20 protein-coding genes, 1 tRNA gene and 3 pseudogenes are annotated in these 22464 nt (G+C 51.4%); 13 read left to right on the top strand and 11 right to left on the bottom strand.

Features of this window, described 5'->3' with window-relative positions:
- Positions 1-154 precede the first annotated feature (154 nt).
- Together ACLD11_RS12795 and ACLD11_RS12800 are read right to left on the bottom strand one after the other, a co-directional pair.
- Positions 155-250, bottom strand: a pseudogene (locus tag ACLD11_RS12795) (integrase); the annotation flags it as partial.
- Between the two features lie 199 nt (positions 251-449).
- A tRNA-Leu gene (locus tag ACLD11_RS12800) sits at positions 450-534 on the bottom strand.
- Positions 535-756: 222 nt separating this feature from the next.
- Between ACLD11_RS12800 and ACLD11_RS12805 the strand changes: the two genes are divergently transcribed.
- Positions 757-1776, top strand: a complete 1020-nt coding sequence (locus ACLD11_RS12805; protein ID WP_156010296.1) for an NAD(P)-dependent alcohol dehydrogenase — start codon at positions 757-759, stop codon at positions 1774-1776.
- A 27-nt stretch (positions 1777-1803) separates the two neighbouring features.
- Here ACLD11_RS12805 and idnK read toward each other — a convergent pair whose 3' ends face one another.
- On the bottom strand, positions 1804-2334 hold the full coding sequence (gene idnK, locus ACLD11_RS12810) for a gluconokinase (protein ID WP_000896756.1): 531 nt from the start codon (positions 2332-2334) through the stop codon (positions 1804-1806).
- A 216-nt stretch (positions 2335-2550) separates the two neighbouring features.
- Between idnK and idnD the strand changes: the two genes are divergently transcribed.
- From idnD to ACLD11_RS12830, 4 genes are all read left to right on the top strand, one after another.
- The gene (gene idnD, locus ACLD11_RS12815) at positions 2551-3582 is read left to right on the top strand and encodes an L-idonate 5-dehydrogenase (RefSeq protein ID WP_411014978.1); all 1032 of its coding nucleotides are present in this window, start codon (positions 2551-2553) and stop codon (positions 3580-3582) included.
- Positions 3583-3606: 24 nt separating this feature from the next.
- A complete protein-coding gene (gene idnO, locus ACLD11_RS12820) occupies positions 3607-4371 on the top strand; it encodes a gluconate 5-dehydrogenase (protein ID WP_411014979.1) in 765 nt (254 codons plus the stop codon).
- A gap of 61 nt (positions 4372-4432) precedes the next feature.
- Positions 4433-5752 carry a gnt-II system L-idonate transporter gene (gene idnT / locus ACLD11_RS12825; protein WP_001128356.1) on the top strand — a complete coding sequence of 440 codons (1320 nt, stop codon included), beginning with the start codon at positions 4433-4435 and terminating at the stop codon, positions 5750-5752.
- Between the two features lie 63 nt (positions 5753-5815).
- Positions 5816-6814 (top strand): LacI family DNA-binding transcriptional regulator, encoded by a 999-nt coding sequence (locus ACLD11_RS12830; protein ID WP_001244064.1) that lies wholly within the window; start codon positions 5816-5818, stop codon positions 6812-6814.
- A gap of 76 nt (positions 6815-6890) precedes the next feature.
- Here the strand turns inward: ACLD11_RS12830 and ACLD11_RS12835 are convergent.
- The 4 genes and pseudogenes from ACLD11_RS12835 to ACLD11_RS12850 all read right to left on the bottom strand — a co-directional run.
- Positions 6891-6995: pseudogene (locus ACLD11_RS12835) on the bottom strand (hypothetical protein); the annotation flags it as partial.
- Positions 6996-7100: 105 nt separating this feature from the next.
- Complete coding sequence (lptG, locus tag ACLD11_RS12840) at positions 7101-8183, bottom strand: LPS export ABC transporter permease LptG (protein ID WP_001182242.1); 1083 nt, start codon at positions 8181-8183, stop codon at positions 7101-7103.
- A complete protein-coding gene (gene lptF, locus ACLD11_RS12845; RefSeq protein WP_183059459.1) occupies positions 8183-9283 on the bottom strand; it encodes an LPS export ABC transporter permease LptF in 1101 nt (366 codons plus the stop codon). The genes lptG and lptF overlap by 1 nt, the downstream gene beginning before the upstream one ends.
- A 63-nt stretch (positions 9284-9346) precedes the next feature.
- Complete coding sequence (locus ACLD11_RS12850) at positions 9347-9397, bottom strand: hypothetical protein (RefSeq protein WP_212724070.1); 51 nt, start codon at positions 9395-9397, stop codon at positions 9347-9349.
- A 280-nt stretch (positions 9398-9677) separates the two neighbouring features.
- Here ACLD11_RS12850 and pepA point away from each other — a divergent pair, with 280 nt between their 5' ends.
- The 3 genes from pepA (at position 9678) to ACLD11_RS12865 (ending at position 14606) form a co-directional block, all read left to right on the top strand.
- Positions 9678-11189 carry a leucyl aminopeptidase gene (gene pepA, locus ACLD11_RS12855; RefSeq protein ID WP_000397158.1) on the top strand — a complete coding sequence of 504 codons (1512 nt, stop codon included), beginning with the start codon at positions 9678-9680 and terminating at the stop codon, positions 11187-11189.
- 118 nt (positions 11190-11307) lie between these two features.
- Positions 11308-11751 (top strand): DNA polymerase III subunit chi, encoded by a 444-nt coding sequence (gene holC / locus ACLD11_RS12860; protein WP_001523689.1) that lies wholly within the window; start codon positions 11308-11310, stop codon positions 11749-11751.
- A complete protein-coding gene (locus tag ACLD11_RS12865) occupies positions 11751-14606 on the top strand; it encodes a valine--tRNA ligase (protein WP_411011552.1) in 2856 nt (951 codons plus the stop codon). The genes holC and ACLD11_RS12865 overlap by 1 nt, the downstream gene beginning before the upstream one ends.
- A 141-nt stretch (positions 14607-14747) precedes the next feature.
- Here ACLD11_RS12865 and ACLD11_RS12870 read toward each other — a convergent pair whose 3' ends face one another.
- A complete protein-coding gene (locus tag ACLD11_RS12870; protein WP_183059457.1) occupies positions 14748-15935 on the bottom strand; it encodes a YjgN family protein in 1188 nt (395 codons plus the stop codon).
- Between the two features lie 194 nt (positions 15936-16129).
- Between ACLD11_RS12870 and ACLD11_RS12875 the strand changes: the two genes are divergently transcribed.
- Together ACLD11_RS12875 and ACLD11_RS12880 are read left to right on the top strand one after the other, a co-directional pair.
- Entirely contained in the window at positions 16130-16633 is a 504-nt protein-coding gene (locus tag ACLD11_RS12875; protein WP_411011551.1) for a GNAT family N-acetyltransferase, read from the top strand.
- Positions 16634-16739: 106 nt separating this feature from the next.
- The gene (locus ACLD11_RS12880; protein WP_411011550.1) at positions 16740-17228 is read left to right on the top strand and encodes a DUF3617 domain-containing protein; all 489 of its coding nucleotides are present in this window, start codon (positions 16740-16742) and stop codon (positions 17226-17228) included.
- Positions 17229-17622: 394 nt separating this feature from the next.
- Here ACLD11_RS12880 and miaE read toward each other — a convergent pair.
- Together miaE and rraB are read right to left on the bottom strand one after the other, a co-directional pair.
- A pseudogene (gene miaE / locus ACLD11_RS12885) lies at positions 17623-18434 on the bottom strand (tRNA isopentenyl-2-thiomethyl-A-37 hydroxylase MiaE).
- A gap of 11 nt (positions 18435-18445) precedes the next feature.
- The gene (gene rraB, locus ACLD11_RS12890) at positions 18446-18862 is read right to left on the bottom strand and encodes a ribonuclease E inhibitor RraB (RefSeq protein WP_000002940.1); all 417 of its coding nucleotides are present in this window, start codon (positions 18860-18862) and stop codon (positions 18446-18448) included.
- 100 nt (positions 18863-18962) lie between these two features.
- On the opposite strand from rraB, the gene argL reads away from it, so the two are divergent.
- Both argL and argF read left to right on the top strand, forming a co-directional pair.
- Positions 18963-19058, top strand: coding sequence for a putative translational regulatory protein ArgL (argL, locus tag ACLD11_RS12895; protein WP_260784266.1), 96 nt, complete (start codon positions 18963-18965; stop codon positions 19056-19058).
- Positions 19028-20032, top strand: coding sequence for an ornithine carbamoyltransferase (gene argF, locus ACLD11_RS12900; RefSeq protein ID WP_411014980.1), 1005 nt, complete (start codon positions 19028-19030; stop codon positions 20030-20032). Before argL ends, argF begins: the two co-directional genes overlap by 31 nt.
- Positions 20033-20105: 73 nt before the next feature.
- Here argF and ACLD11_RS12905 read toward each other — a convergent pair whose 3' ends face one another.
- A complete protein-coding gene (locus ACLD11_RS12905) occupies positions 20106-20558 on the bottom strand; it encodes a YhcH/YjgK/YiaL family protein (protein ID WP_000635207.1) in 453 nt (150 codons plus the stop codon).
- 675 nt (positions 20559-21233) lie between these two features.
- On the opposite strand from ACLD11_RS12905, the gene arcA reads away from it, so the two are divergent.
- Positions 21234-22454 (top strand): arginine deiminase, encoded by a 1221-nt coding sequence (gene arcA / locus ACLD11_RS12910; protein ID WP_411011561.1) that lies wholly within the window; start codon positions 21234-21236, stop codon positions 22452-22454.
- Positions 22455-22464 lie beyond the last annotated feature (10 nt).

Below are 22464 nucleotides of genomic sequence, written 5' to 3' on the forward strand. Positions count from 1 at the left end.
GCTTTCTGCATCAGGCGTCGTTCGTCACGGGGAATTGGTGCTATGATCGGCATCGCTCAGTCCGGTTGGTGATTTGTGATGTTTGGCGATTGATCAGATCGCACAATCCGGGCTGAGTTCCATCAAAGTGATCTACTATTTGGCGCAGCTATTTAGGTTTTACAAGTAAGGACATGCCGTCACCGTCAACAAGTGAATACTCTTTATCCTCAGGTTTCGCAGAACGAACTTTAGTATCCGTTAGGGCCATGATGGACCTCCTTCGATTGGTATCTCGTGAGTATACAAGCAATATAGAATCGGAAAATATACTCATTAGCATACTCACAAGCTTGTTGATGTGGGTTGAGTTAGATTACTTCAGTTGAAGGAAAAATCGTGGAAAGCCTTGTATAGCGCGGATTTCAGACATAAAAAAAGACCTCAATTGAGGTCCATTTACATGCTTTTGGTGCCGAAGGCCGGACTCGAACCGGCACGTATTTCTACGGTTGATTTTGAATCAACTGCGTCTACCGATTTCGCCACTTCGGCACTGAAGAGGTATGCGGAAAACGTTGTGGATTATACCTGTCATACGCCGCCATGCAAGCACGAGCATACACCTGTATCGCTAAGTGCTGAAAATTTCAGCAGCGTTGAGTATTAAATAGAATAATCAGGCTACTTCCCGCCTTCTCCAGCAGATTAACGCCGGGCGTCCTTCGCCTCCATACTCTACACTTTTCAGTTCAACACCACATTAAGGGAAGCACAATGACGATAATAAAAAGCTATGCCGCCAAAGAGGCGGGTGGCGAGCTCGAACTCTATGAATATGACGCGGGAGAACTCCAACCGGAAGATGTCGAGGTACGGGTCGACTACTGCGGGATCTGCCATTCCGATCTGTCGATGATCGACAATGAATGGGGGTTCTCTCAATACCCTCTGGTTGCCGGACATGAGGTAATCGGTCGGGTGGCCGCACTCGGCAGCGCGGCACAGGATAAGGGACTAAAAGTCGGCCAGCGCGTTGGAATCGGCTGGACGGCGCGCAGCTGCGGACACTGCGATGCCTGTATCAGCGGCAATCAAATTAACTGCCTGGAAGGCGCAGTGCCCACTATCCTCAATCGTGGCGGTTTTGCCGAGAAGCTTCGCGCAGGCTGGCAGTGGATAATTCCTCTTCCGGAGAATATAGATATGGCGTCCGCAGGCCCGCTGTTATGTGGCGGCATTACGGTCTTTAAACCGCTATTGATGCACCATATTACTGCTACCAGCCGCGTTGGCGTCATCGGTATTGGCGGGCTGGGGCATATCGCCATAAAGCTGTTACACGCGATGGGCTGCGAAGTCACCGCGTTCAGCTCAAATCCATCGAAGGAGCAGGAAGTGCTGGCGATGGGTGCCAATAACGTGGTGAACAGCCGCGATCCGGAAGCGTTAAAAGCACTGGCGGGTCAGTTCGATCTCATTATTAACACGGTTAACGTCGATCTCGACTGGCAACCCTACTTCGAAGCGCTGACCTATGGCGGCAACTTCCATACCGTTGGGGCGGTATTGAAGCCGCTGCCCGTACCGGCATTTACATTAATTGCCGGCGATCGCAGTATCTCAGGCTCGGCAACCGGAACGCCATATGAACTTCGCAAACTGATGAAATTCGCCGGACGCAGCAAAGTCGCGCCCACCACGGAACTGTTCGCAATGTCACAAATCAACGAGGCTATTCAGCACGTTCGCGACGGTAAAGCCCGCTATCGTGTAGTGCTAAAAGCTGACTTCTGACCGCCTGACTCAGCGCTTTGACAATGATCAGGAAGCGCTGAGTGCCTGACGAAAAGCCTGTACAGCCAGTCGGCACTGCTCCGTCACGTGCTCGATGTCATGATTAACATCGATACGCGCAATATCATGTTCATCGGCACACGGTCGCTCCAGCGCGTCAAACTGACTTTGCAGCAGGTCTGGCGGCATAAAATGCCCGGCACGACGCTGCATTCGCTGCAGAATGGTGGCGTAATCGCCGTCCAGCCACAGGAAATGTACGTTAGGGCTACTCTTACGTAAAATATCGCGGTACTGTTTTTTTAATGACGAGCAGACAATAAATCCCGTCTCATTTTTTTTATAAAGACTGTATGAAGCGTCATTTAATCGTTCCAGCCAGGGTAAACGGTCTTCATCAGTTAACGGTATTCCCTGAGACATTTTATCAATGTTTTTCGCCGGATGGAGATCATCGCCGTCAATAAACTTCGCAGAAAATAATGTTGCAATCTTGCTGCCTATTAAAGACTTACCACTACCTGAAACACCCATTAAAATATAGCTTTCCCCGGCCATTTAAATACCTCTGAGTCATATTCCACAACACAATATTACGCCTCTACGTTCGACAATTTCACGTTTTTTAATTTCCATAGAGAAGAACTCTAAGGCACATCACGTTATGCGTAACATTGTAGTGTAACAATTTTCCAGCGTGACATAAGTCACAAATAATGACAAATAAAACCGCTTAAATGCGTTCAGGGTAACTACCTGACCAGTGAGGAATTTATGGAAGTAAAAACTCAATCCTGCGTTGTTGCGGGTAAGCGTGCTGTTGCCGTTACGGAACAAAATATTGAATGGAATAATAAAGGAACACTCGTACAAATTACCCGTGGAGGCATTTGTGGGTCTGACTTACATTATTATCAGGAAGGCAAAGTCGGCAATTTTACAGTAAAAGCGCCAATGATTTTAGGTCATGAAGTGATTGGCAAAATTGTTCATAGCGACTCAGATTTATTACGTGAAGGACAACCGGTAGCGATTAATCCATCGAAGCCTTGCGGTCATTGCAAATACTGTCTGCAGCATGAAGAAAACCACTGTACTGAAATGCGTTTCTTTGGCAGCGCCATGTATTTTCCGCATGTCGATGGCGGTTTTACCCGATTTAAAGCTGTCGATACCGTTCAGTGCATTCCCTGGCCGGAACAGGCAGACGAAAAAGCCATGGCCTTTGCCGAACCGCTGGCGGTTGCCATTCATGCGGCTCATGAGGCGGGCGATCTGCAAGGCAAACGCGTCTTTATCTCCGGCGTTGGCCCTATCGGCTGCCTGATTGTTAGCGCGGTAAAAACGCTGGGCGCGGCGGAAGTGGTATGTGCCGATATCAGCGCCCGTTCTCTCTCGCTGGCCCGGCAGATGGGCGCGGATACGCTGGTGAACCCACAGCATGATTCTCTCGATGGCTGGAAAGCAGAAAAAGGGTATTTCGATATCAGTTTTGAAGTCTCTGGGCATCCTTCCTCTATCTCAACGTGTCTGGAAGTCACACGGGCCAAAGGCGTGATGGTGCAGGTTGGCATGGGCGGCGCAGTACCCAACTTCCCGATGATGATGTTAATAAGCAAAGAGATCTCCCTGAAAGGCTCTTTCCGCTTTACGACCGAATTTAATACTGCGGTTTCCTGGCTTGCCAACCGCGTTATCGATCCGCTGCCGTTACTGAGCGCGGAATATCCATTTACCGACCTGGAACCGGCGCTGATCTTTGCCGGAGACAAAACACAGGCGGCAAAAGTTCAGCTCGTTTTCTGAGAAAGTAAAATAAGGGACACTATCATGAACGATCTTTTTTCACTGGCAGGTAAAAATATCCTTATCACCGGAGCCGCTCAGGGAATTGGTTATTTGCTGGCGACCGGCCTTGGTCGCTATGGCGCGCGCATTATTGTTAACGATATTACTCCGGAGCGCGCCGAAACAGCCGTGACGAAACTTCAGCAGGAAGGAATAAAGGCTATTGCCGCTCCTTTTAATGTCACCCATAAACAAGATATTGAAGCTGCGGTTGAACATATCGAAAAAGATATCGGCGTCATTGACATCCTGATAAATAACGCCGGTATCCAGCGCCGTCATCCGTTTACTGAGTTTCCCGAGCAGGAGTGGAATGACGTCATCGCCGTAAATCAGACCGCGGTTTTTCTCGTCTCCCAGGCCGTTACGCGCCGTATGGTGGCGCGGCAGGCAGGAAAAGTGATCAACATCTGTTCGATGCAAAGCGAGCTGGGCCGCGACACGATTACGCCATACGCCGCGTCGAAGGGTGCCGTGAAGATGCTGACTCGCGGCATGTGCGTGGAGCTGGCGCGTCATAATATCCAGGTCAACGGTATTGCGCCGGGATACTTCAAAACGGAGATGACCAAAGCGCTGGTTGAAGATGAAGCCTTCACCTCCTGGCTATGCAAACGTACGCCTGCCGCACGCTGGGGCGATCCCCAGGAGCTTATTGGCGCAGCGGTGTTTCTCTCGTCAAAAGCCTCCGACTTTGTTAACGGACATCTGCTGTTTGTCGATGGCGGTATGCTGGTTGCCGTCTGACCAGGGAAATACGATGCAGCGCGTAAGCGCTGCTATTTTGGCGCTAATAAGAGAGACGAATATGCCATTAATAATTATTGCGGCAGGCGTTGCGCTGCTGTTGGTCTTAATGATTGGCTTTAAAGTTAACGGCTTTATCGCCCTTGTTCTGGTTGCCGCCGTGGTGGGTTTTGCCGAAGGGATGGGCGCGCAAGACGTCCTGCACTCCATACAAAACGGAATTGGCGGTACTCTGGGCGGACTCGCCATGATCCTCGGTTTTGGCGCGATGCTGGGAAGATTAATTTCCGATACAGGCGCAGCGCAGCGCATTGCGACGACGCTCATTAATACGTTCGGCAAAAAACGCGTGCAATGGGCGCTGGTGATCACCGGGCTTATCGTCGGCCTGGCAATGTTTTTTGAAGTCGGATTCGTACTGCTGTTGCCGCTCGTTTTTACGATTGTGGCCTCATCGGGACTGCCCTTGCTGTATGTCGGGGTTCCAATGGTCGCCGCCTTATCCGTTACGCACTGCTTCCTGCCGCCGCATCCCGGCCCTACCGCTATTGCGACAATTTTTGAGGCAAATCTCGGTACGACCCTGCTGTATGGGTTAATCATTACCATACCGACCGTGATTGTTGCCGGCCCTCTGTTTTCAAAATTGCTGGCGCGATTTGAAAAAGCGCCGCCTGAAGGATTATTTAATCCTCACCTATTCAGTGAAGAGGAGATGCCGTCATTCTGGAACAGTATTTTTGCCGCCGTGATCCCGGTCATTCTGATGGCCATCGCAGCGGTATGTGAAATCACGCTGCCAAAAACGAATGCCGTGCGGGTTTTCTTCGAATTTATCGGTAATCCAGCAGTGGCGTTGTTTATTGCCATTATCATCGCCATTTTTACGCTGGGCCGACGCAATGGACGTACGGTTGAGCAGGTGATGGATATCGTCGGCGAGTCCATTGGCGCTATTGCGATGATTGTTTTTATCATCGCGGGCGGCGGCGCGTTTAAGCAAGTGCTGGTGGATAGCGGCGTGGGCCAATATATCTCGCAATTAATGACCGGCACCTCGCTATCTCCGTTATTAATGTGCTGGACGGTAGCCGCCGTGCTGCGTATTGCGTTAGGTTCCGCGACCGTGGCCGCGATAACCACAGCGGGCGTCGTATTGCCGATTATTAACGTAACCCACGCCGATCCGGCGTTAATGGTACTGGCGACAGGCGCGGGAAGCGTTATTGCATCACATGTTAACGATCCCGGTTTTTGGCTGTTTAAAGGGTATTTTAATCTTAGCGTCGGGGAAACCCTACGCACCTGGACCGTTATGGAAACATTGATTTCTGTCATGGGGTTGCTGGGCGTACTGGCGCTGAATGCGGTTCTGCATTAATTCATCATCCGCAGCCCAATTAACCATGGGGGCGACGTTCCCGCCCCCGGTACTGGAGAAAACATGAGGAATCACAGAATTTCTTTGCAGGATATCGCTACGCTTGCAGGCGTGACAAAAATGACGGTGAGCCGTTACATCCGCTCACCGAAAAAAGTCGCCAGGGAAACCGGCGAGCGTATTGCGCAGATCATGGAGGAAATTAACTACATACCAAATCGCGCGCCAGCTATGCTGTTAAACGCGCAAAGTTACACTCTGGGCGTGCTGATCCCCTCTTTTCAGAACCAGTTGTTTGCCGACATTCTTGCCGGGATTGAATCCGTAACGTCGGGTCATAACTACCAAACTCTCATTGCGAATTACAATTACAATCGCGATTCGGAAGAAGAGTCCGTTATCAATTTACTGTCTTACAATATCGACGGCATTATTCTTTCAGAAAAATATCATACCCTCAGAACCGTCAAATTCCTGCGCTCAGCTACCCTTCCGATTGTAGAACTCATGGATATCCAGGGCGACCGCTTAGATATGGAGGTAGGGTTTGATAACCGTCAGGCCGCCTTTGATATGGTCAGTACCATGCTGGATAAACGCCAGCGGCGAAAAATCCTCTATCTGGGTTCAAAAGACGATATCCGAGATGAGCAGCGTTATCATGGCTACTGCGATGCGATGACGCGCCGGGGGCTGGCGCCGTTGCGCATCAATCCCCGCGCTATCTCCTCTATCCATCTGGGGATACAGCTAATGCGTGATGCGCTTACTGCGCACCCGGACGTAGATGGCGTCTTTTGTACTAACGACGATATCGCAATGGGCGCTCTACTGTGGTGCCGCGAGCGTCAACTGGCCGTACCGGAGCAGATCTCCATCGCCGGCTTCCACGGTCTGGAGATGGGCAGGCAAATGATACCGAGCCTCGCCAGCGTAATTACCCCTCGTTTTGAGATCGGGCGCAGAGCCGCGCAGATGTTGCTCAACAAAATTAAAAATAACGATCTCAACCATAATACGATTGATTTGGGTTATCAGATTTATCACGGCAACACATTATAAATTTTTTGATCTACTTTTTCCCGCAGCTTGCCTGAGCTTTACGCGTAGCCAAAAGCGCCACGCGTCAGGTTACGCGCTACATCATTCGAGGAATACCAGGCGGTCTGCCGGATGGCGGCGTAAAGGCCTTATCCGGACTACGGGTCCTGGTAGGCCGGATAAGCGCAGCGCCATCCGGCACTGCGCTTTACTGCATTGCCGGATGGCGGCGTAAACGCCTTATCCGGCCTACGGGTCCGGAGTAGGCCTGAAAAGCGCAGCGCCATCCGGCCTACGATTACTGTGATTACGACTTACGCAGCATTAGCCACAGGCTAATCAGGAAGAAAGACGCGCTCGGCAGCAGCGCGCCGACAATCGGCGGAATGCCGTATACCAGCGTCAGCGGGCCAAAAATCTGGTCGAGGACGTAGAAGACGAAGCCGAAGCTAATCCCCGTCACCACGCGCACGCCCATCGGCACACTACGCAGCGGTCCAAAGATAAACGACAGCGCCATCAGCATCATCACCGCCACGGAGAGCGGCTGGAAGATTTTACTCCACATATTGAGCTGATAACGTCCGGCGTCCTGTCCGCTCGACTTCAGATATTTAACGTAGTTATGCAGACCGCTGATGGAAAGCGCATCCGGGTCCAGCGCCACCACACCTAACTTATCCGGCGTCAGATTCGTTTTCCAGGTACCGCTCACCGTCTGCGAACCGGTGATCTGTTTCGGGTTTTGCAGATCGGACTCATCCACCTGCGACAAACGCCAGACCTTATGCTCCGGGTCGAATTTTGCCGAAGCGGCGTAACGCACCGACTGCAAACGACGCTGATCGTTGAAAGCGTAAATACTAATGCCGGCCAGCTCCTCGTCGCCCTTCACCCGTTCAATATAGACAAAGTTATTCCCGTCTTTCGCCCACAGACCTTGCTGGGTGGAAAGCAGCGAACCGCCATACATCGCCTGCGCACGATAGTTACGCGCCATCTGCTCGCCCTGCGGGGCGACCCATTCGCCGATCGCCATGGTTAACAGCACCAGCGGGATAGCCGTTTTCATCACCGACAGCGCCACCTGCATACGGGTGAAACCCGATGCCTGCATCACCACCAGTTCGCTACGCTGCGCCAGCATCCCCAGTCCCAGCAGCGCGCCAAGCAGCGCCGCCATAGGAAAGAAGATCTGGATATCCTTAGGTACGCTGAGCAGGGTGTACATACCCGCGCCCAGCGCGTCGTAGTTACCCTGCCCCGCTTTTTTCAGCTGATCGACAAACTTGATGATCCCGGAGAGCGACACCAGCATGAACAACGTCATCATGATGGTGGTAAAAATGGTTTTACCGATATAGCGGTCAAGTACACCAAATGGCTGCATTATACCGCTCCTTTACGCAGAAAACGGGCACGCAGGCGGCGGACCGGCACCGTATCCCACAGGTTTAAACCAATCGCCAACGCCAGATAGATCAGGTTGACCGCCCACATCCAGATAACCGGGTCCAGTTTGCCTTTACCGCCATTCGATTTAATGGAGGTCTGGATCAGGAAGAACAGCAGATAAAGCAGCATGGCGGGCAACATAGACAAGACACGCCCCTGACGCGGATTCACCACGCTGAGCGGCACGACCATCAGCGCCATCATAAATACGGTAAAGACTAACGTGATACGCCAGTGCAGCTCGGCGCGAGCGCGATCGTTGTCGGTATTCCACAGCGTGCGCATGTTCATCTGGTCGGTATCATTCGGGTCCAGCGCCACGGCCTGATGGCCAATAATTGCCTGATAGTTCTGGAAGTCGGTGATGCGAAAATCGCGTAGCAACGCCGTTCCTTCAAAACGCGTCCCTTTGTTTAAGGTGACAACCTGGGAGCCATCGCGCAACTGGGTAAGATGTCCGGAATCGGCCACTACCACAGAAGGACGAGCATTGCCCTTAGGGCGAATTTGCGCCAGGAAAACATCATGGAAGTCGCTGCCATCAACGCTTTCGATAAACAGCACCGAGCTGCCGTTGGTCGCCTGCTGGAATTGCCCCTGCGCCAGCGCCGCCATACCGGGGTTCGCTTTCGCCTCCGCCAGCACTTCATCCTGGTGTTTTGACGACCAGGGGCCGGCCCACATCACGTTAACCGCCGCAAGGATACCGGTAAATAACGCCAGTACCATAGCAGCCTTTACCAGTACGGCTTTGCTCAACCCACAGGCGTGCATGACCGTAATTTCACTTTCGGTATACAGTTTGCCCAGCGTCATCAGCAGCCCCAGGAACAGGCTTAAAGGCAGGATGAGCTGCGCCATTTCCGGTACGCCCAGCCCCAGAAGCGAGAGCACCAGATTTGCGGGAATATCGCCGTCAACCGCCGCGCCGAGAATCCTCACTAACTTTTGACAAAAGAAGATCAAAAGTAAGATGAAGAGTATCGCCAGCTGGCTTTTGAGCGTCTCCCGCACCAGATATCTTATGATTATCACTTTAAATACGCCCGTAAAAACCCATTTTTTTGCTGGAATTTAGCTTGTTTCATGGCTTAAACGTCATTTATTCTCTTGAGTCGTCGAAATCATCGCTAAGATCATTATACTCAGCGGATTCACCTCTCAGAACTTGTTCTGACGTGCCAATGCCGTAATAACGTTAAGATTAACACGAAGTCACCGCAACAGCGGACATGAGTTACGAAAGCTTTCAATTTCTATACTCTAATGGATTTCGAGTTGCAGGCAGGCGGCAAGACTGTGAAGCCCCGGAGCTTACATCAGGTAAGTGACAGGGGTGAGCAGGCGCAGCCAACGCATCTGCAACTTGAAAGACGACGAGTATAGCGGTAGCCACCACTGTTGTCTTTAAGATTCAGGAGCATAGTGCATGGAGTTCAGTGTAAAAAGCGGTAGCCCGGAGAAACAGCGGAGTGCCTGCATTGTCGTGGGCGTCTTTGAACCGCGTCGCCTTTCTCCGATTGCAGAACAGCTCGACAAAATTAGCGACGGATACATCAGCGCATTGCTGCGTCGCGGCGAACTGGAAGGAAAACCGGGGCAGACTCTGTTACTGCACCATGTTCCTAACGTTCTTTCCGAGCGAATCCTCCTCATTGGTTGCGGCAAAGAGCGCGAGCTTGATGAACGTCAGTATAAGCAGGTTATTCAGAAAACGATAAATACTCTGAATGATACCGGCTCAATGGAAGCCGTCTGCTTCCTGACCGAACTGCACGTCAAAGGCCGCAACAACTACTGGAAAGTGCGTCAGGCCGTTGAAACGGCCAAAGAGACGCTTTATAGCTTTGATCAACTCAAGACCAACAAGAGCGAGCCGCGCCGCCCGCTACGTAAGATGGTCTTTAATGTGCCGACCCGCCGTGAGCTGACCAGCGGCGAACGCGCCATTCAGCACGGTCTGGCCATCGCCGCCGGGATTAAGGCTGCGAAAGATCTCGGCAACATGCCGCCCAATATCTGTAACGCCGCCTACCTGGCGTCACAGGCGCGCCAGTTGGCCGACAGCTACAGCAAAAATGTCATCACCCGCGTCATCGGCGAACAGCAAATGCGCGAACTGGGTATGAACGCTTATCTGGCGGTCGGCCACGGTTCGCAGAATGAATCGCTGATGTCGGTGATTGAGTACAAGGGCAATCCATCCGAAGACGCGCGCCCGATCGTGCTGGTGGGTAAAGGCCTGACCTTCGACTCCGGCGGCATCTCCATCAAGCCATCTGAAGGGATGGACGAGATGAAGTACGATATGTGCGGCGCGGCGGCGGTTTACGGCGTGATGCGTATGGTTGCCGAGCTTCAGCTACCGATTAACGTTATCGGCGTACTGGCGGGCTGTGAAAACATGCCGGGCGGACGCGCGTATCGTCCGGGCGACGTGCTGACCACCATGTCTGGTCAAACCGTTGAAGTGCTGAATACCGATGCCGAAGGCCGTCTGGTTTTGTGCGACGTGCTGACCTACGTTGAACGCTTCGAGCCGGAAGCGGTTATCGACGTGGCGACGCTAACCGGCGCCTGCGTGATTGCGCTGGGCCATCACATTACCGGTCTGATGTCGAACCATAACCCGCTGGCGCATGAGCTGATCGGCGCGTCCGAGCAGGCGGGCGACCGCGCGTGGCGTCTGCCGCTGGGCGATGAGTTCCAGGAACAACTGGAGTCCAACTTTGCGGATATGGCGAACATTGGTGGTCGTCCTGGCGGCGCTATCACCGCGGGCTGCTTCCTGTCGCGCTTTACCCGTAAGTACAACTGGGCGCACCTGGATATCGCCGGCACCGCCTGGCGCTCCGGCAAAGCGAAAGGCGCGACGGGTCGTCCGGTAGCGCTGCTGTCGCAGTTCCTGCTCAATCGTGCGGGCTTTAACGGCGAAGAGTAATGTAAAACGCCGGGTGGCGGCTTCGCCTTACCCGGCCTACAACGTCACTCAACCGTAGGCCGGGTAAGCATAGCGCCACCCGGCTTTGCATTTAAATCCATCACAAGAAGCCCCATATATGAAGAATGCGACGTTCTATCTTCTGGACAATGACACTACCGTCAACGGTTTAAGCGCCGTTGAACAACTGGTGTGTGAAATTGCCGCAGAACGTTGGCGCGCCGGCAAGCGCGTGCTGATCGCCTGCGAAGATGAGAAGCAGGCCATTCGGCTGGATGAAGCGCTGTGGGCGAGACCGGCGGAAAGTTTTGTCCCGCATAATCTGGCAGGCGAAGGCCCACGCGGCGGCGCGCCGGTTGAAATCGCCTGGCCGCAAAAACGCAACAGCAGCCCGCGCGATATTTTAATCAGCCTGCGTACAAGCTTTGCAGATTTTGCCACCGCTTTCACAGAAGTGGTAGACTTCGTCCCTTACGAAGAAACTTTGAAACAACTGGCGCGCGAACGCTACAAAGCCTACCGCGTGGCTGGTTTTAACCTGAATACGGCAACCTGGAAATAATGGAAAAGACATATAACCCCCAAGATATCGAACAGCCGCTTTACGAGCACTGGGAAAAGCAGGGCTATTTCAAGCCTAACGGCGACGAAAGCAAAGAGTCCTTCTGCATCATGATCCCGCCGCCGAACGTCACCGGCAGTTTGCATATGGGACATGCTTTCCAGCAAACCATCATGGACACCATGATCCGTTACCAGCGTATGCAGGGTAAAAACACCCTGTGGCAGGTCGGCACCGACCACGCCGGGATCGCGACCCAGATGGTGGTTGAGCGTAAGATTGCCGCTGAAGAAGGTAAAACTCGTCACGACTACGGCCGCGATTCGTTTATCGACAAAATCTGGCAGTGGAAAGCGGAATCCGGCGGCACTATTACCCGTCAGATGCGCCGTCTCGGCAACTCCGTTGACTGGGAGCGCGAGCGCTTCACCATGGACGAAGGCCTTTCCAATGCCGTGAAAGAAGTCTTCGTTCGCCTGTACAAAGAAGACCTGATTTACCGTGGCAAACGCCTGGTGAACTGGGACCCGAAGCTGCGCACCGCCATCTCTGACCTGGAAGTGGAAAACCGCGAGTCCAAAGGCTCGATGTGGCACATCCGCTATAAGCTTGCCGATGGCGCGAAAACCGCAGACGGTAAAGATTACCTGGTCGTCGCCACCACCCGTCCGGAAACCGTACTGGGCGATACCGGCGTGGCCGTGAACCCGGAAGATCCGCGTTATAAAGATCTGATTGGCAAATTCGTTATTCTGCCGCTGGTTAACCGCCGCATTCCGATTGTGGGCGACGAACACGCCGATATGGAAAAAGGCACCGGCTGCGTGAAGATCACCCCGGCGCACGACTTTAACGACTATGAAGTCGGGAAACGTCACGCCCTGCCGATGATCAACATCCTGACCTTTGACGGCGACATTCGCGAAAGCGCGGAAGTGTTCGATACCAAAGGTGAAGAGTCTGACGTTTATTCCAGCGAGATTCCGGCTGAGTTCCAGAAGCTGGAACGCTTTGCTGCCCGTAAGGCCATCGTTGCTGCCGTTGACGCGCTCGGCCTGCTGGAAGAAATTAAACCGCACGATCTGACCGTCCCTTACGGCGACCGTGGCGGCGTGGTTATCGAACCGATGCTGACCGACCAGTGGTACGTCCGTGCCGACGTGCTGGCGAAACCGGCGGTGGAAGCGGTTGAGAACGGCGACATTCAGTTCGTGCCGAAGCAGTACGAAAACATGTACTTCTCCTGGATGCGTGATATTCAGGACTGGTGTATCTCTCGTCAACTGTGGTGGGGTCACCGTATCCCGGCATGGTATGACAACGACGGCAACGTCTACGTTGGCCGTACCGAAGACGAAGTGCGTCAGGAAAATAACCTCGGCGCCGACATTCAGCTTCGTCAGGACGAAGACGTTCTCGATACCTGGTTCTCCTCCGCGCTGTGGACCTTCTCTACGCTGGGCTGGCCAGAAAACACCGACGCCCTGCGTCAGTTCCACCCCACCAGCGTGATGGTGTCCGGCTTCGATATCATCTTCTTCTGGATTGCCCGCATGATCATGATGACCATGCACTTCATCAAAGATGAAAACGGCAAGCCGCAGGTGCCGTTCCATACTGTCTATATGACCGGTCTGATTCGCGACGACGAAGGCCAGAAGATGTCCAAATCCAAGGGTAACGTTATCGACCCGCTGGATATGGTGGACGGCATCTCCCTGCCGGAACTGCTGGAAAAACGCACCGGCAACATGATGCAGCCGCAGATGGCGGAGAAAATTCGCAAGCGTACCGAGAAGCAGTTCCCGAACGGCATTGAGCCGCACGGCACCGACGCCCTGCGCTTTACCCTGGCGGCGCTGGCCTCGACCGGCCGCGACATCAACTGGGATATGAAGCGTCTGGAAGGTTACCGTAACTTCTGTAACAAGCTGTGGAACGCCAGCCGCTTTGTGCTGATGAACACCGAAGAGCAGGATTGCGGCTTCAACGGCGGCGAAATGACGCTGTCGCTGGCGGACCGCTGGATTCTGGCGGAATTCAACCAGACCGTTAAAGCGTACCGCGACGCGCTGGACAGCTTCCGCTTCGATATCGCCGCGGGCATTCTGTATGAATTCACCTGGAACCAGTTCTGCGACTGGTATCTGGAGCTGACCAAGCCGGTGATGACCGGCGGTTCCGAGTCTGAACTGCGCGGCACCCGCCATACGCTGGTCACCGTACTGGAAGGTCTGCTGCGCCTGGCGCACCCGATCATCCCGTTCATCACCGAAACCATCTGGCAGCGCGTGAAGGTCATTTGCGGTATTACCGCCGACACCATCATGCTGCAGCCGTTCCCGGAATATAACGCCGCACAGGTGGATGAAGCCGCGTTGGCCGATACCGAGTGGCTGAAGCAGGCGATCGTCGCGGTACGTAACATTCGTGCGGAAATGAACATCGCCCCGGGCAAACCGCTGGAACTGCTGCTGCGCGGCTGTAGTGAAGAAGCCGTTCGTCGTGTTAACGACAACCGTAGCTTCCTGCAAACCCTGGCGCGTCTGGAAAGCATCACCGTGCTGCCAGCCGATGACAAAGGTCCGGTTTCCGTGACCAAAATCATCGACGGCGCCGAACTGCTGATCCCGATGGCTGGCCTCATCAACAAAGACGATGAGCTGGCGCGTCTGGCGAAAGAAGTGGCGAAAATCGAAGGCGAGATTGCCCGTATCGAAGGCAAACTGTCCAACGCAGGTTTCGTCGCCCGTGCGCCGGAAGCGGTGATTGCCAAAGAGCGTGAGAAGCTGGACGGTTACGCAGAAGCCAAAGCGAAGCTGATTGAGCAGCAGGCGGTTATTAGCGCGCTGTAATCTGAAAGCCTGATGGCGCTTCGCTTACCAGGCCTACACGTTCGCTTGTTGAAATGGCGCGATCGGTAGGCCGGATAAGGCATTCACGCCGCCATCCGACAACATGAATTATGGGCCGACGTAAACGTCGGCCTTTTTACATCAGATAAACGGGAAGTAAGGCATGATGCCACGAGAAATCCACATTAGCGGGCCATTTTCCAGCGGCTTCTCATCATTGGTTAACTCAAGCGAATCCAGATCGCCCTGGACCTGTGTATTCTGCGCCAGCCAGCTCACCAGCCCAATTTTCAACCACGGATAAGCCAGCCCTAAGGTCACGCCGGAAATCACAAACACCACCAGTAACCGCCACAGCATACCGTGTGAAGTGACAGAGGAATGAAAACGAATCGAATCGTTCGCCAGTGACAAATTGTTTAAAAACAGGTTGCGTAACGCCACATATAAGTAACTGGTTACCACAATAATCGCGAGAAAATAGAGGAAATAACATGCCATTATCTGGCTATAATATTGCAGAATAAGTGCCCCTCCTGCCTGCGCATTCCCCATCATACTCAAAAGAATCATGTCGGTGAACACCGGCGCGATTAGATAACCAATCACGACAGCAAAAGGGAAAAGGGTCAACATTGCCAACACGCACCCTCTGATGCACGTTTTAACATTAACCTGAATCGAGAAACGATGAATGCCAAAGTTTGCGCCATTGCCAAACAAGGTCATCCATTTGCTGTAAGTAATACCGTTAATGACCCCTATCCCAATAATAGCCAGTAAACCGAGAAAAACGATATTGAACACTAAACCGCCGACGGCGATGGTTATCAGTGAGATAATATAAAGAACAATATAAAGCGCCACCATCAGGAGTACCGGGAGAGCGAACATACACCACCAGGCGCGCCGCATGGAACACTGGAATCCAAAATGTACGCCATTAAGCGAAGTCATCATCGCCTGATACTGTAATCCTTTCACCGCCATAAAAGGAATAATCGCAATTAATAAGCCAAATAGCGTAAAACCGAGACCGGGATGGCCGTGTTCAATAAGAGAGAGGCTAACACCATAAATAATAAAAACTAACAACATACTAATAAATAATGCGCTGCCCGTAGCTTTGTAAGCAAAAGGCTGATTGTTTAGCGTCATATTAGTATAAATATAACGTCGACATTTCACCATCGCCCACGGCGCATAGATTCCCAACGTGATACACGTCAACAAGAAATTCACAAGGCAAATAACAAAATACTTTCCGCCCTTGCCTGTAAACACCAACGTGTGATTATGGTTATCTTTACTACTGATAACGTTATTCATGAATCATATCCCTGACTTGCGGTCTATTAGAATTAATAATAAAAACCAGTAGATTGTTACTGATTCGACTACAATACTATTTTTGTTTAATTTTTCCGCCTTTTATTTTGTCTGATTCAGGATCTCCTTGCGCATGACTCAAGACGGTGGTATTAAAGTAATCTATAAATAAATTTTAAAAATTGAGCCATGTTATGAATAATGTCGTCTCGCCAACGCTCACGGTGCGCCGAATCACTACCGCCGACAATGCCGCTATTGCCCGTGTCATCCGTCAGGTTTCAGCGGAATACGGACTTACCGCCGATAAAGGTTATACCGTTGCCGACCCCAATCTGGATGAACTGTATCAGGTTTATAGCCAACCGGGCGCGGCCTACTGGGTGGTAGAGCAAAACGGTTGTGTGGTGGGCGGCGGCGGCGTGGCGCCGTTATCCTGTAGCGAACCAGACATTTGTGAACTACAAAAAATGTATTTTTTACCGGTGATTCGTGGTCAGGGACTGGCGAAAAAGCTGGCGCTGATGGCGCTGGATCACGCCCGTGAACAGGGTTTTAAACGCTGCTATCTGGAAACAACGGCTTTTTTACGCGAAGCGATTGCGCTATACGAACGTTTAGGATTTGAACATATTAGCGAACCGCTCGGCTGCACCGGACATGTCGATTGCGAAGTGAGGATGTTAAAGGTTCTCTGAAAACCAGGCGTTTATTTATCCTCGCCAGGTATTATTTTTGCTGATATAAGTAATCCCGGAAGCATCCTGTTATCCGGGAATCACTTATTATTCAAGGAAGTTATAAATGAAACACCTATTATCAGCAATTATTTTTCCCGCTATGTTTATTAATATTTCTAATGTATATGCATTAGAGATACAGCCCGGCGAATGGAAAATGGAAAATATAGAAATGCGCACCATCAATCCAGATACAAAGCAAGTATTAATGGAGCAAAAAAATTCGGGCACAGCAACGCTTATGTGTTATACCCCTAAAATGTCTGAAGATGCTAAAAAAATGGTGAAGGGTTTTTCTACCAGTGCAGACGGCTGCACGACGACATTTGTAGAAAGTACGGATACCAAACTGATCAATGAGACTGTCTGTAATAACCCTGATGCCAAATCGCACTCTATTGTAGAAACGACGAAAATAAGCGATACAGAATTCGCGATGACTATGAAAATGGATGTCGATTCAGGGGGAAATAAAATGTCCACCACCAACAAAATTAAACAAACCTTTGTTGGCAAGACCTGCTCTGAAGCGTCAAAAGGCGTGACACAATAAGAGCCTATCCCATTAGGGTTATTTTACTTGCCATTTTGGTCCTGGGCAGTGCTCAAAATCCTCACGTACTACGTGTACGCTCCGGTTTTTGCGCGCTGTTCCGTGTCCAAACTGGCTGCGCCAATAACGCCTGGTGGGATAGGCTCTAAGTATTTCATTACAAAAACCCGTAGTGATTGATGCAAAAAGGGCATTATTCACAGTCACCTTTCGGGAATACAATACTGAGTGAGTTCTTTTTTGCCTGCCGCTGGCAGGCTTTACTCAGGGCTGAATATCATGAAAATGGCCTTTCCTGCTCGCCAGCAGTTTGATGCCGGGCGGAATGACCACCACAACTTTTGCAGACGGCGACAACGTAAAAGATAAAAACGCTAATCTTTAATTTTACCCTTTATCCGGCGGCTGGCACGCCGCTATGAAAACGAAACTCGCGGTCTGGCGACAAGATAAGGTCAGCTTCCACCTCGCCAAAATAGCGCACGCGTGCAGAAATGTCCTCGGTAGAAATCTGCTGCGCCAGCGCCAGGTAATCCTGATAATGCCGCGCTTCGGAACGCAGAAGCGAGAGATAAAACGTCTGCAAATCCTCATCCAGCCAGGGTGCCAGAGCGGCAAAACGTTCGCAGGAGCGGGCTTCGATATACGCCCCGCAAATCAGCTTATCAATTAAGGTAAGCGGTTCGTGCGTGCGTACCGCTTTCAACATTCCTTTCGCGTAGCGGCTGGCAGTGATTTTCACATAAGGAATGTTTCTGGCCTGCATGACCTCGCGTACCTGCCAAAAATGGTGCAACTCCTCTTTAATCAATAACACCATACGGTCGATGAGCTGACGACCCCAGGGGTCATCAGTTTGCGGCATGGCGCTTTTGCTAATCTGTTTATGCAGGGCAACAAAATCCGGCTCCGGCCCCTGACGAAACGCGAACGCCTCGTAAGGTTGCAGCCAGGCGAGCAGCGCGTCGGCGCCCGATTTATCGGCGGCATATTTACGCACCAACAGCAACGCGGTTTGCGCAGCCTTCAGTTCGCAGATCAAGTGATCGGTAAGCAGAAGAGGAAGATTTTGCGGATCGCGGGCCTGGACAATCCACGCCTGCGGCGTCGGGCAATGCAGGAAATTAAGCACCGGAGAGAGTATTTGCGGGTAATTCATACGTAACCTGTAAAAAAATACGACAGCAGACGCTGCCGTACCGTCATACTATACAGCTTTAGTGACGCACGCCGTCGTCATCTTCATCGACATAATCGTCGTCGTCACCCTCTTCGCCATTAGGGTCTTCAAAATAGGTTCCCCAGCCGTCGTATTCAACATCATATTTTTCCGCCAGGTTCATCAGTTGCTCAACCTGAGCGTCGATGAGTTCGGCGTTCAACGCGCACTCGCTGAGGATGTCGCAACAAATAACCGTATCGCCCTCTTCCACTTCCAGCTCTTCCGGCTCCGTCACTTCATAGCCGAGTTTAAAGGCTTCTACCGCGGCTTTTTCCAACGTTTCGAAATCGTCAGCGGAAAGGTGATGCTCGATAGTGTACAGCGCATCCGGATCGCTGCCGTCCTCAAGTAACTCTTCAATAATTAACCGCGTTTCTTCACGCTGCTCTTCCAGTAATTCCGGGTTTGCCATAGCTCGTTCCTCATAGATGTCCTGCCGATACTCTTATTGTCACATACCGCCGACGTTGCCTCCACCTTATCGAGAAAAGTTTTATCAAACAGGGTTGCAAATGAATAATCATCCATATAAAGTGAATTTTAATTCAATAAAAGGCCTAAGCCATGTGAGGGAAGTATGTCTACGTTTTACCAAAAACCTTTTTTAAAGTTACTTGATTTCACCGCCAGCGAACTCACTGCTCTGTTGCAGCTTGCCGCCAAACTGAAAGCCGATAAGAAAAACGGTAAAGAAGAACAAAAGCTGGTGGGTAAGAATATTGCGCTCATCTTCGAAAAAGACTCGACCCGGACACGATGCTCTTTCGAAGTTGCCGCATACGATCAGGGGGCGCGCGTGACGTACCTGGGTTCCAGCGGGAGCCAGATCGGCCATAAAGAGTCCATCAAAGATACTGCCCGCGTCCTGGGCCGGATGTTTGACGGTATTCAGTATCGAGGATATGGCCAGGAGATCGTCGAAACGCTGGCTGAATATTCCGGTGTGCCGGTATGGAACGGTTTAACCGATGAGTATCACCCAACGCAATTACTGGCGGATCTGCTCACCATGCAGGAACATCTGCCGGGTAAAGCCTTTAACGAGATGACGTTGGTCTATGCCGGAGACGCGCGTAATAACATGGGTAACTCCATGCTGGAAGCCGCCGCGTTAACAGGATTGGATCTCCGTCTGGTCGCGCCAAAAGCCTGCTGGCCGCAAGCTGCGTTAGTGGCGGAGTGCAGCGCCATGGCGAAAAAGAACGGCGGCGCCATCACCCTGACCGAAGATATCACCTCGGGCGTAAAAGGCGCGGATTTTATCTATACCGATGTTTGGGTCTCTATGGGCGAACCCAAAGAGAAATGGGCGGAGCGTATTGCCCTGCTGCGTGATTATCAGGTCAACAGCCAGATGATGGCCTTAACCGGCAATCCGCAGGTTAAGTTCCTGCATTGTCTGCCCGCATTCCATGATGACGAAACCACGCTCGGCAAAAAAATGGCCGAAGAGTACGGTTTACATGGCGGGATGGAAGTGACCGGCGAGGTTTTTGAGTCTGCGGCCAGCATTGTCTTTGATGAAGCGGAAAACCGAATGCATACCATCAAAGCAGTAATGGTAGCGACGCTGTCTAAATAATGTCGTTATGATGCCGGATGGCGGTTGGCCTACAAAATCGCAACGTGCAGGCGCCGCCATCCGGCACAAAATATTACGCCATCAGCATTTTCACAACCGCTTTACGTACCCGCGCCGGTTCTCCCACCGCGCACAGGGGCTTATGCACTTCGCCGGGATAAAACACCACAAAGTCACCTTCGTTCAGGACGACGGTTTTCTCGTCGACGCTCGTCGGTAAAAATGCAATGTCTTTATCCGCCAGCCAGTCCGTGTGCGGCGTCCCCGCAGGCCGGGTACTGAAGGCCATCCCTTCCTGACCTTGTAGCACAATCTGAATATCAAGATAACGGGCGTGATACTCTGCGCTGCGCGATTCGCCCGGCTCCGTCATATTTTCAGAAATCATATAAAACAGCCTGTCGCCGTCAATGTCATACTTACCTGGCGCGGTCGTTGCCGTGACATGCGCATTGACGTGCTCAATCGCCTGCCGTAACGCCGTCGGCAGCCAGGCCTCCAGATGTTCAATATTGCCAACAATCATCGCATCCCCTTAGTTAAAACAGCGTTTTATTTTTCTCTTTATACGAGAAAAATGGCTGCCATACTACCCTTACTCTTATCAATTTTGCGCCAGCGCATGTTTATCGCCAGCGGTGTTTATACTTTGTTAATAGTTCGCCCAACTTTATGCAGTACCTATGCATAAACCGCAGCGGTGCCAAATTGCCATCACTAACAACGCTTTGATATTAAAGGCGTTAACATAAAAACGTTTTAGCGATCACAATTCGCTCTCCCTGCATAAATGACTTCTCTATCCATAGTTATTTTTAAATTATTTAAATATCCCCGATAATAAAATCACCTTCACGCATAGTTATGCAATACTTTAAAATAATAAATTTATTTTCAATGAGTTACGATATAAGTATCATTCAATACAACAAACAAATAATTAACAATAAAAAAATAACAAACCATATAGCTGCGTAGTAATTCATTTGATGCCTTATTATTTTTTCAATTTGTCTGACCCGGCTCATATATTAAGTAAGAAAAATAGCACTCCTTGATTGATGTGAATCTCATCACATTAACAACCCAAATAAAATTCAATCATTGCTCCCGAATTTAACTGAAACGCCGCGACTGCAAGCACGCTAAATATTTGCAGCCACTCCTTCTTTATTCTTGAAATTATGTAAAAGGTATAATGATGGAAAAGCATTTTGTCGGTTCTGAAATCGGTCAATTACGCAGCGTAATGTTGCATCGTCCCAATCTCAGCCTAAAAAGACTTACCCCTTCAAATTGTCAGGAATTACTTTTTGACGATGTATTATCCGTAGAGCGCGCTGGCGAAGAGCATGACATTTTTGCCAACACGCTGCGCCAGCAAGGGATAGAAGTGTTGCTGTTAACCGACCTGCTCACCCAAACGCTGGATGTGGCTGACGCTAAAGCCTGGCTACTGGATACGCAAATTTCCGATTATCGCCTTGGGCCCACCTTTGCCGCAGATATTCGCGCCTGGCTGGCGGATATGCCGCACCATGAACTGGCTCGCCATTTAAGCGGCGGTTTAACTTACGGTGAAATCCCCACCTCCATAAAAAATATGGTGGTCGATACTCACGATATTAATGACTTTATTATGAAGCCATTACCGAATCACCTATTTACCCGTGACACGTCCTGCTGGATATATAACGGCGTCTCAATTAACCCCATGGCGAAACCTGCACGCCAACGTGAAACGAATAATTTACGTGCTATTTATCGCTGGCATCCTCAATTCGCAGGCGGTGATTTCATTAAATATTTCGGCGACGAGGACATTAATTACGACCACGCCACTTTAGAGGGCGGCGATGTGCTGGTGATTGGCCACGGCGCAGTGTTGATCGGTATGTCTGAACGTACTACGCCGCAGGGTGTCGAGTTCCTGGCGCAGGCATTGTTTAAGCATCATCAGGCGGAACGCGTCATTGCCGTTGAACTGCCAAAACATCGCTCCTGTATGCACCTTGACACCGTCATGACCCACATTGATATCGACACCTTCTCCGTCTATCCGGAAGTCATTCGCCCGGACGTTCAGTGCTGGACGCTGACGCCAGACGGACGCGGCGGTCTGAAACGAACCCAGGATAGCACGCTGGTTCATGCTCTTGAAACAGCGCTTGGCATCAATCAGGTGCGCTTAATCACCACTGGCGGCGACGCATTTGAAGCTGAGCGCGAACAGTGGAATGACGCCAATAACGTGCTCACCCTGCGTCCCGGCGTGGTGGTGGGCTATGAGCGCAACATCTGGACCAACGAAAAATACGACAAAGCCGGCATTACCGTCCTTCCCATTCCCGGCGATGAACTGGGTCGCGGGCGCGGAGGCGCACGCTGCATGAGCTGTCCACTGGAACGCGATGGTATTTAAAGGAGACGTT

This window comes from Salmonella sp. 741265116_PST (assembly GCF_046567715.1).
GTDB classification, from domain to species: domain Bacteria; phylum Pseudomonadota; class Gammaproteobacteria; order Enterobacterales; family Enterobacteriaceae; genus Salmonella; species Salmonella enterica.

Bases quoted from the DNA above. Each gene is read 5' to 3' on its own strand.
- argF (WP_411014980.1), top strand. From the start codon at position 19,028: ATGTCTACGTTTTACCAAAAACCTTTTTTAAAGTTACTTGATTTCACC.
- ACLD11_RS12880 (WP_411011550.1), top strand. From the start codon at position 16,740: ATGAAACACCTATTATCAGCAATTATTTTTCCCGCTATGTTTATTAAT.
- ACLD11_RS12805 (WP_156010296.1), top strand. From the start codon at position 757: ATGACGATAATAAAAAGCTATGCCGCCAAAGAGGCGGGTGGCGAGCTC.
- ACLD11_RS12875 (WP_411011551.1), top strand. From the start codon at position 16,130: ATGAATAATGTCGTCTCGCCAACGCTCACGGTGCGCCGAATCACTACC.
- ACLD11_RS12865 (WP_411011552.1), top strand. From the start codon at position 11,751: ATGGAAAAGACATATAACCCCCAAGATATCGAACAGCCGCTTTACGAG.
- ACLD11_RS12830 (WP_001244064.1), top strand. From the start codon at position 5,816: ATGAGGAATCACAGAATTTCTTTGCAGGATATCGCTACGCTTGCAGGC.
- argL (WP_260784266.1), top strand. From the start codon at position 18,963: ATGAATAATCATCCATATAAAGTGAATTTTAATTCAATAAAAGGCCTA.
- idnO (WP_411014979.1), top strand. From the start codon at position 3,607: ATGAACGATCTTTTTTCACTGGCAGGTAAAAATATCCTTATCACCGGA.
- idnD (WP_411014978.1), top strand. From the start codon at position 2,551: ATGGAAGTAAAAACTCAATCCTGCGTTGTTGCGGGTAAGCGTGCTGTT.
- arcA (WP_411011561.1), top strand. From the start codon at position 21,234: ATGGAAAAGCATTTTGTCGGTTCTGAAATCGGTCAATTACGCAGCGTA.
- rraB (WP_000002940.1), bottom strand. From the start codon at position 18,862: ATGGCAAACCCGGAATTACTGGAAGAGCAGCGTGAAGAAACGCGGTTA.
- pepA (WP_000397158.1), top strand. From the start codon at position 9,678: ATGGAGTTCAGTGTAAAAAGCGGTAGCCCGGAGAAACAGCGGAGTGCC.
- idnT (WP_001128356.1), top strand. From the start codon at position 4,433: ATGCCATTAATAATTATTGCGGCAGGCGTTGCGCTGCTGTTGGTCTTA.
- ACLD11_RS12905 (WP_000635207.1), bottom strand. From the start codon at position 20,558: ATGATTGTTGGCAATATTGAACATCTGGAGGCCTGGCTGCCGACGGCG.
- holC (WP_001523689.1), top strand. From the start codon at position 11,308: ATGAAGAATGCGACGTTCTATCTTCTGGACAATGACACTACCGTCAAC.
- idnK (WP_000896756.1), bottom strand. From the start codon at position 2,334: ATGGCCGGGGAAAGCTATATTTTAATGGGTGTTTCAGGTAGTGGTAAG.
- ACLD11_RS12870 (WP_183059457.1), bottom strand. From the start codon at position 15,935: ATGAATAACGTTATCAGTAGTAAAGATAACCATAATCACACGTTGGTG.
- lptG (WP_001182242.1), bottom strand. From the start codon at position 8,183: ATGCAGCCATTTGGTGTACTTGACCGCTATATCGGTAAAACCATTTTT.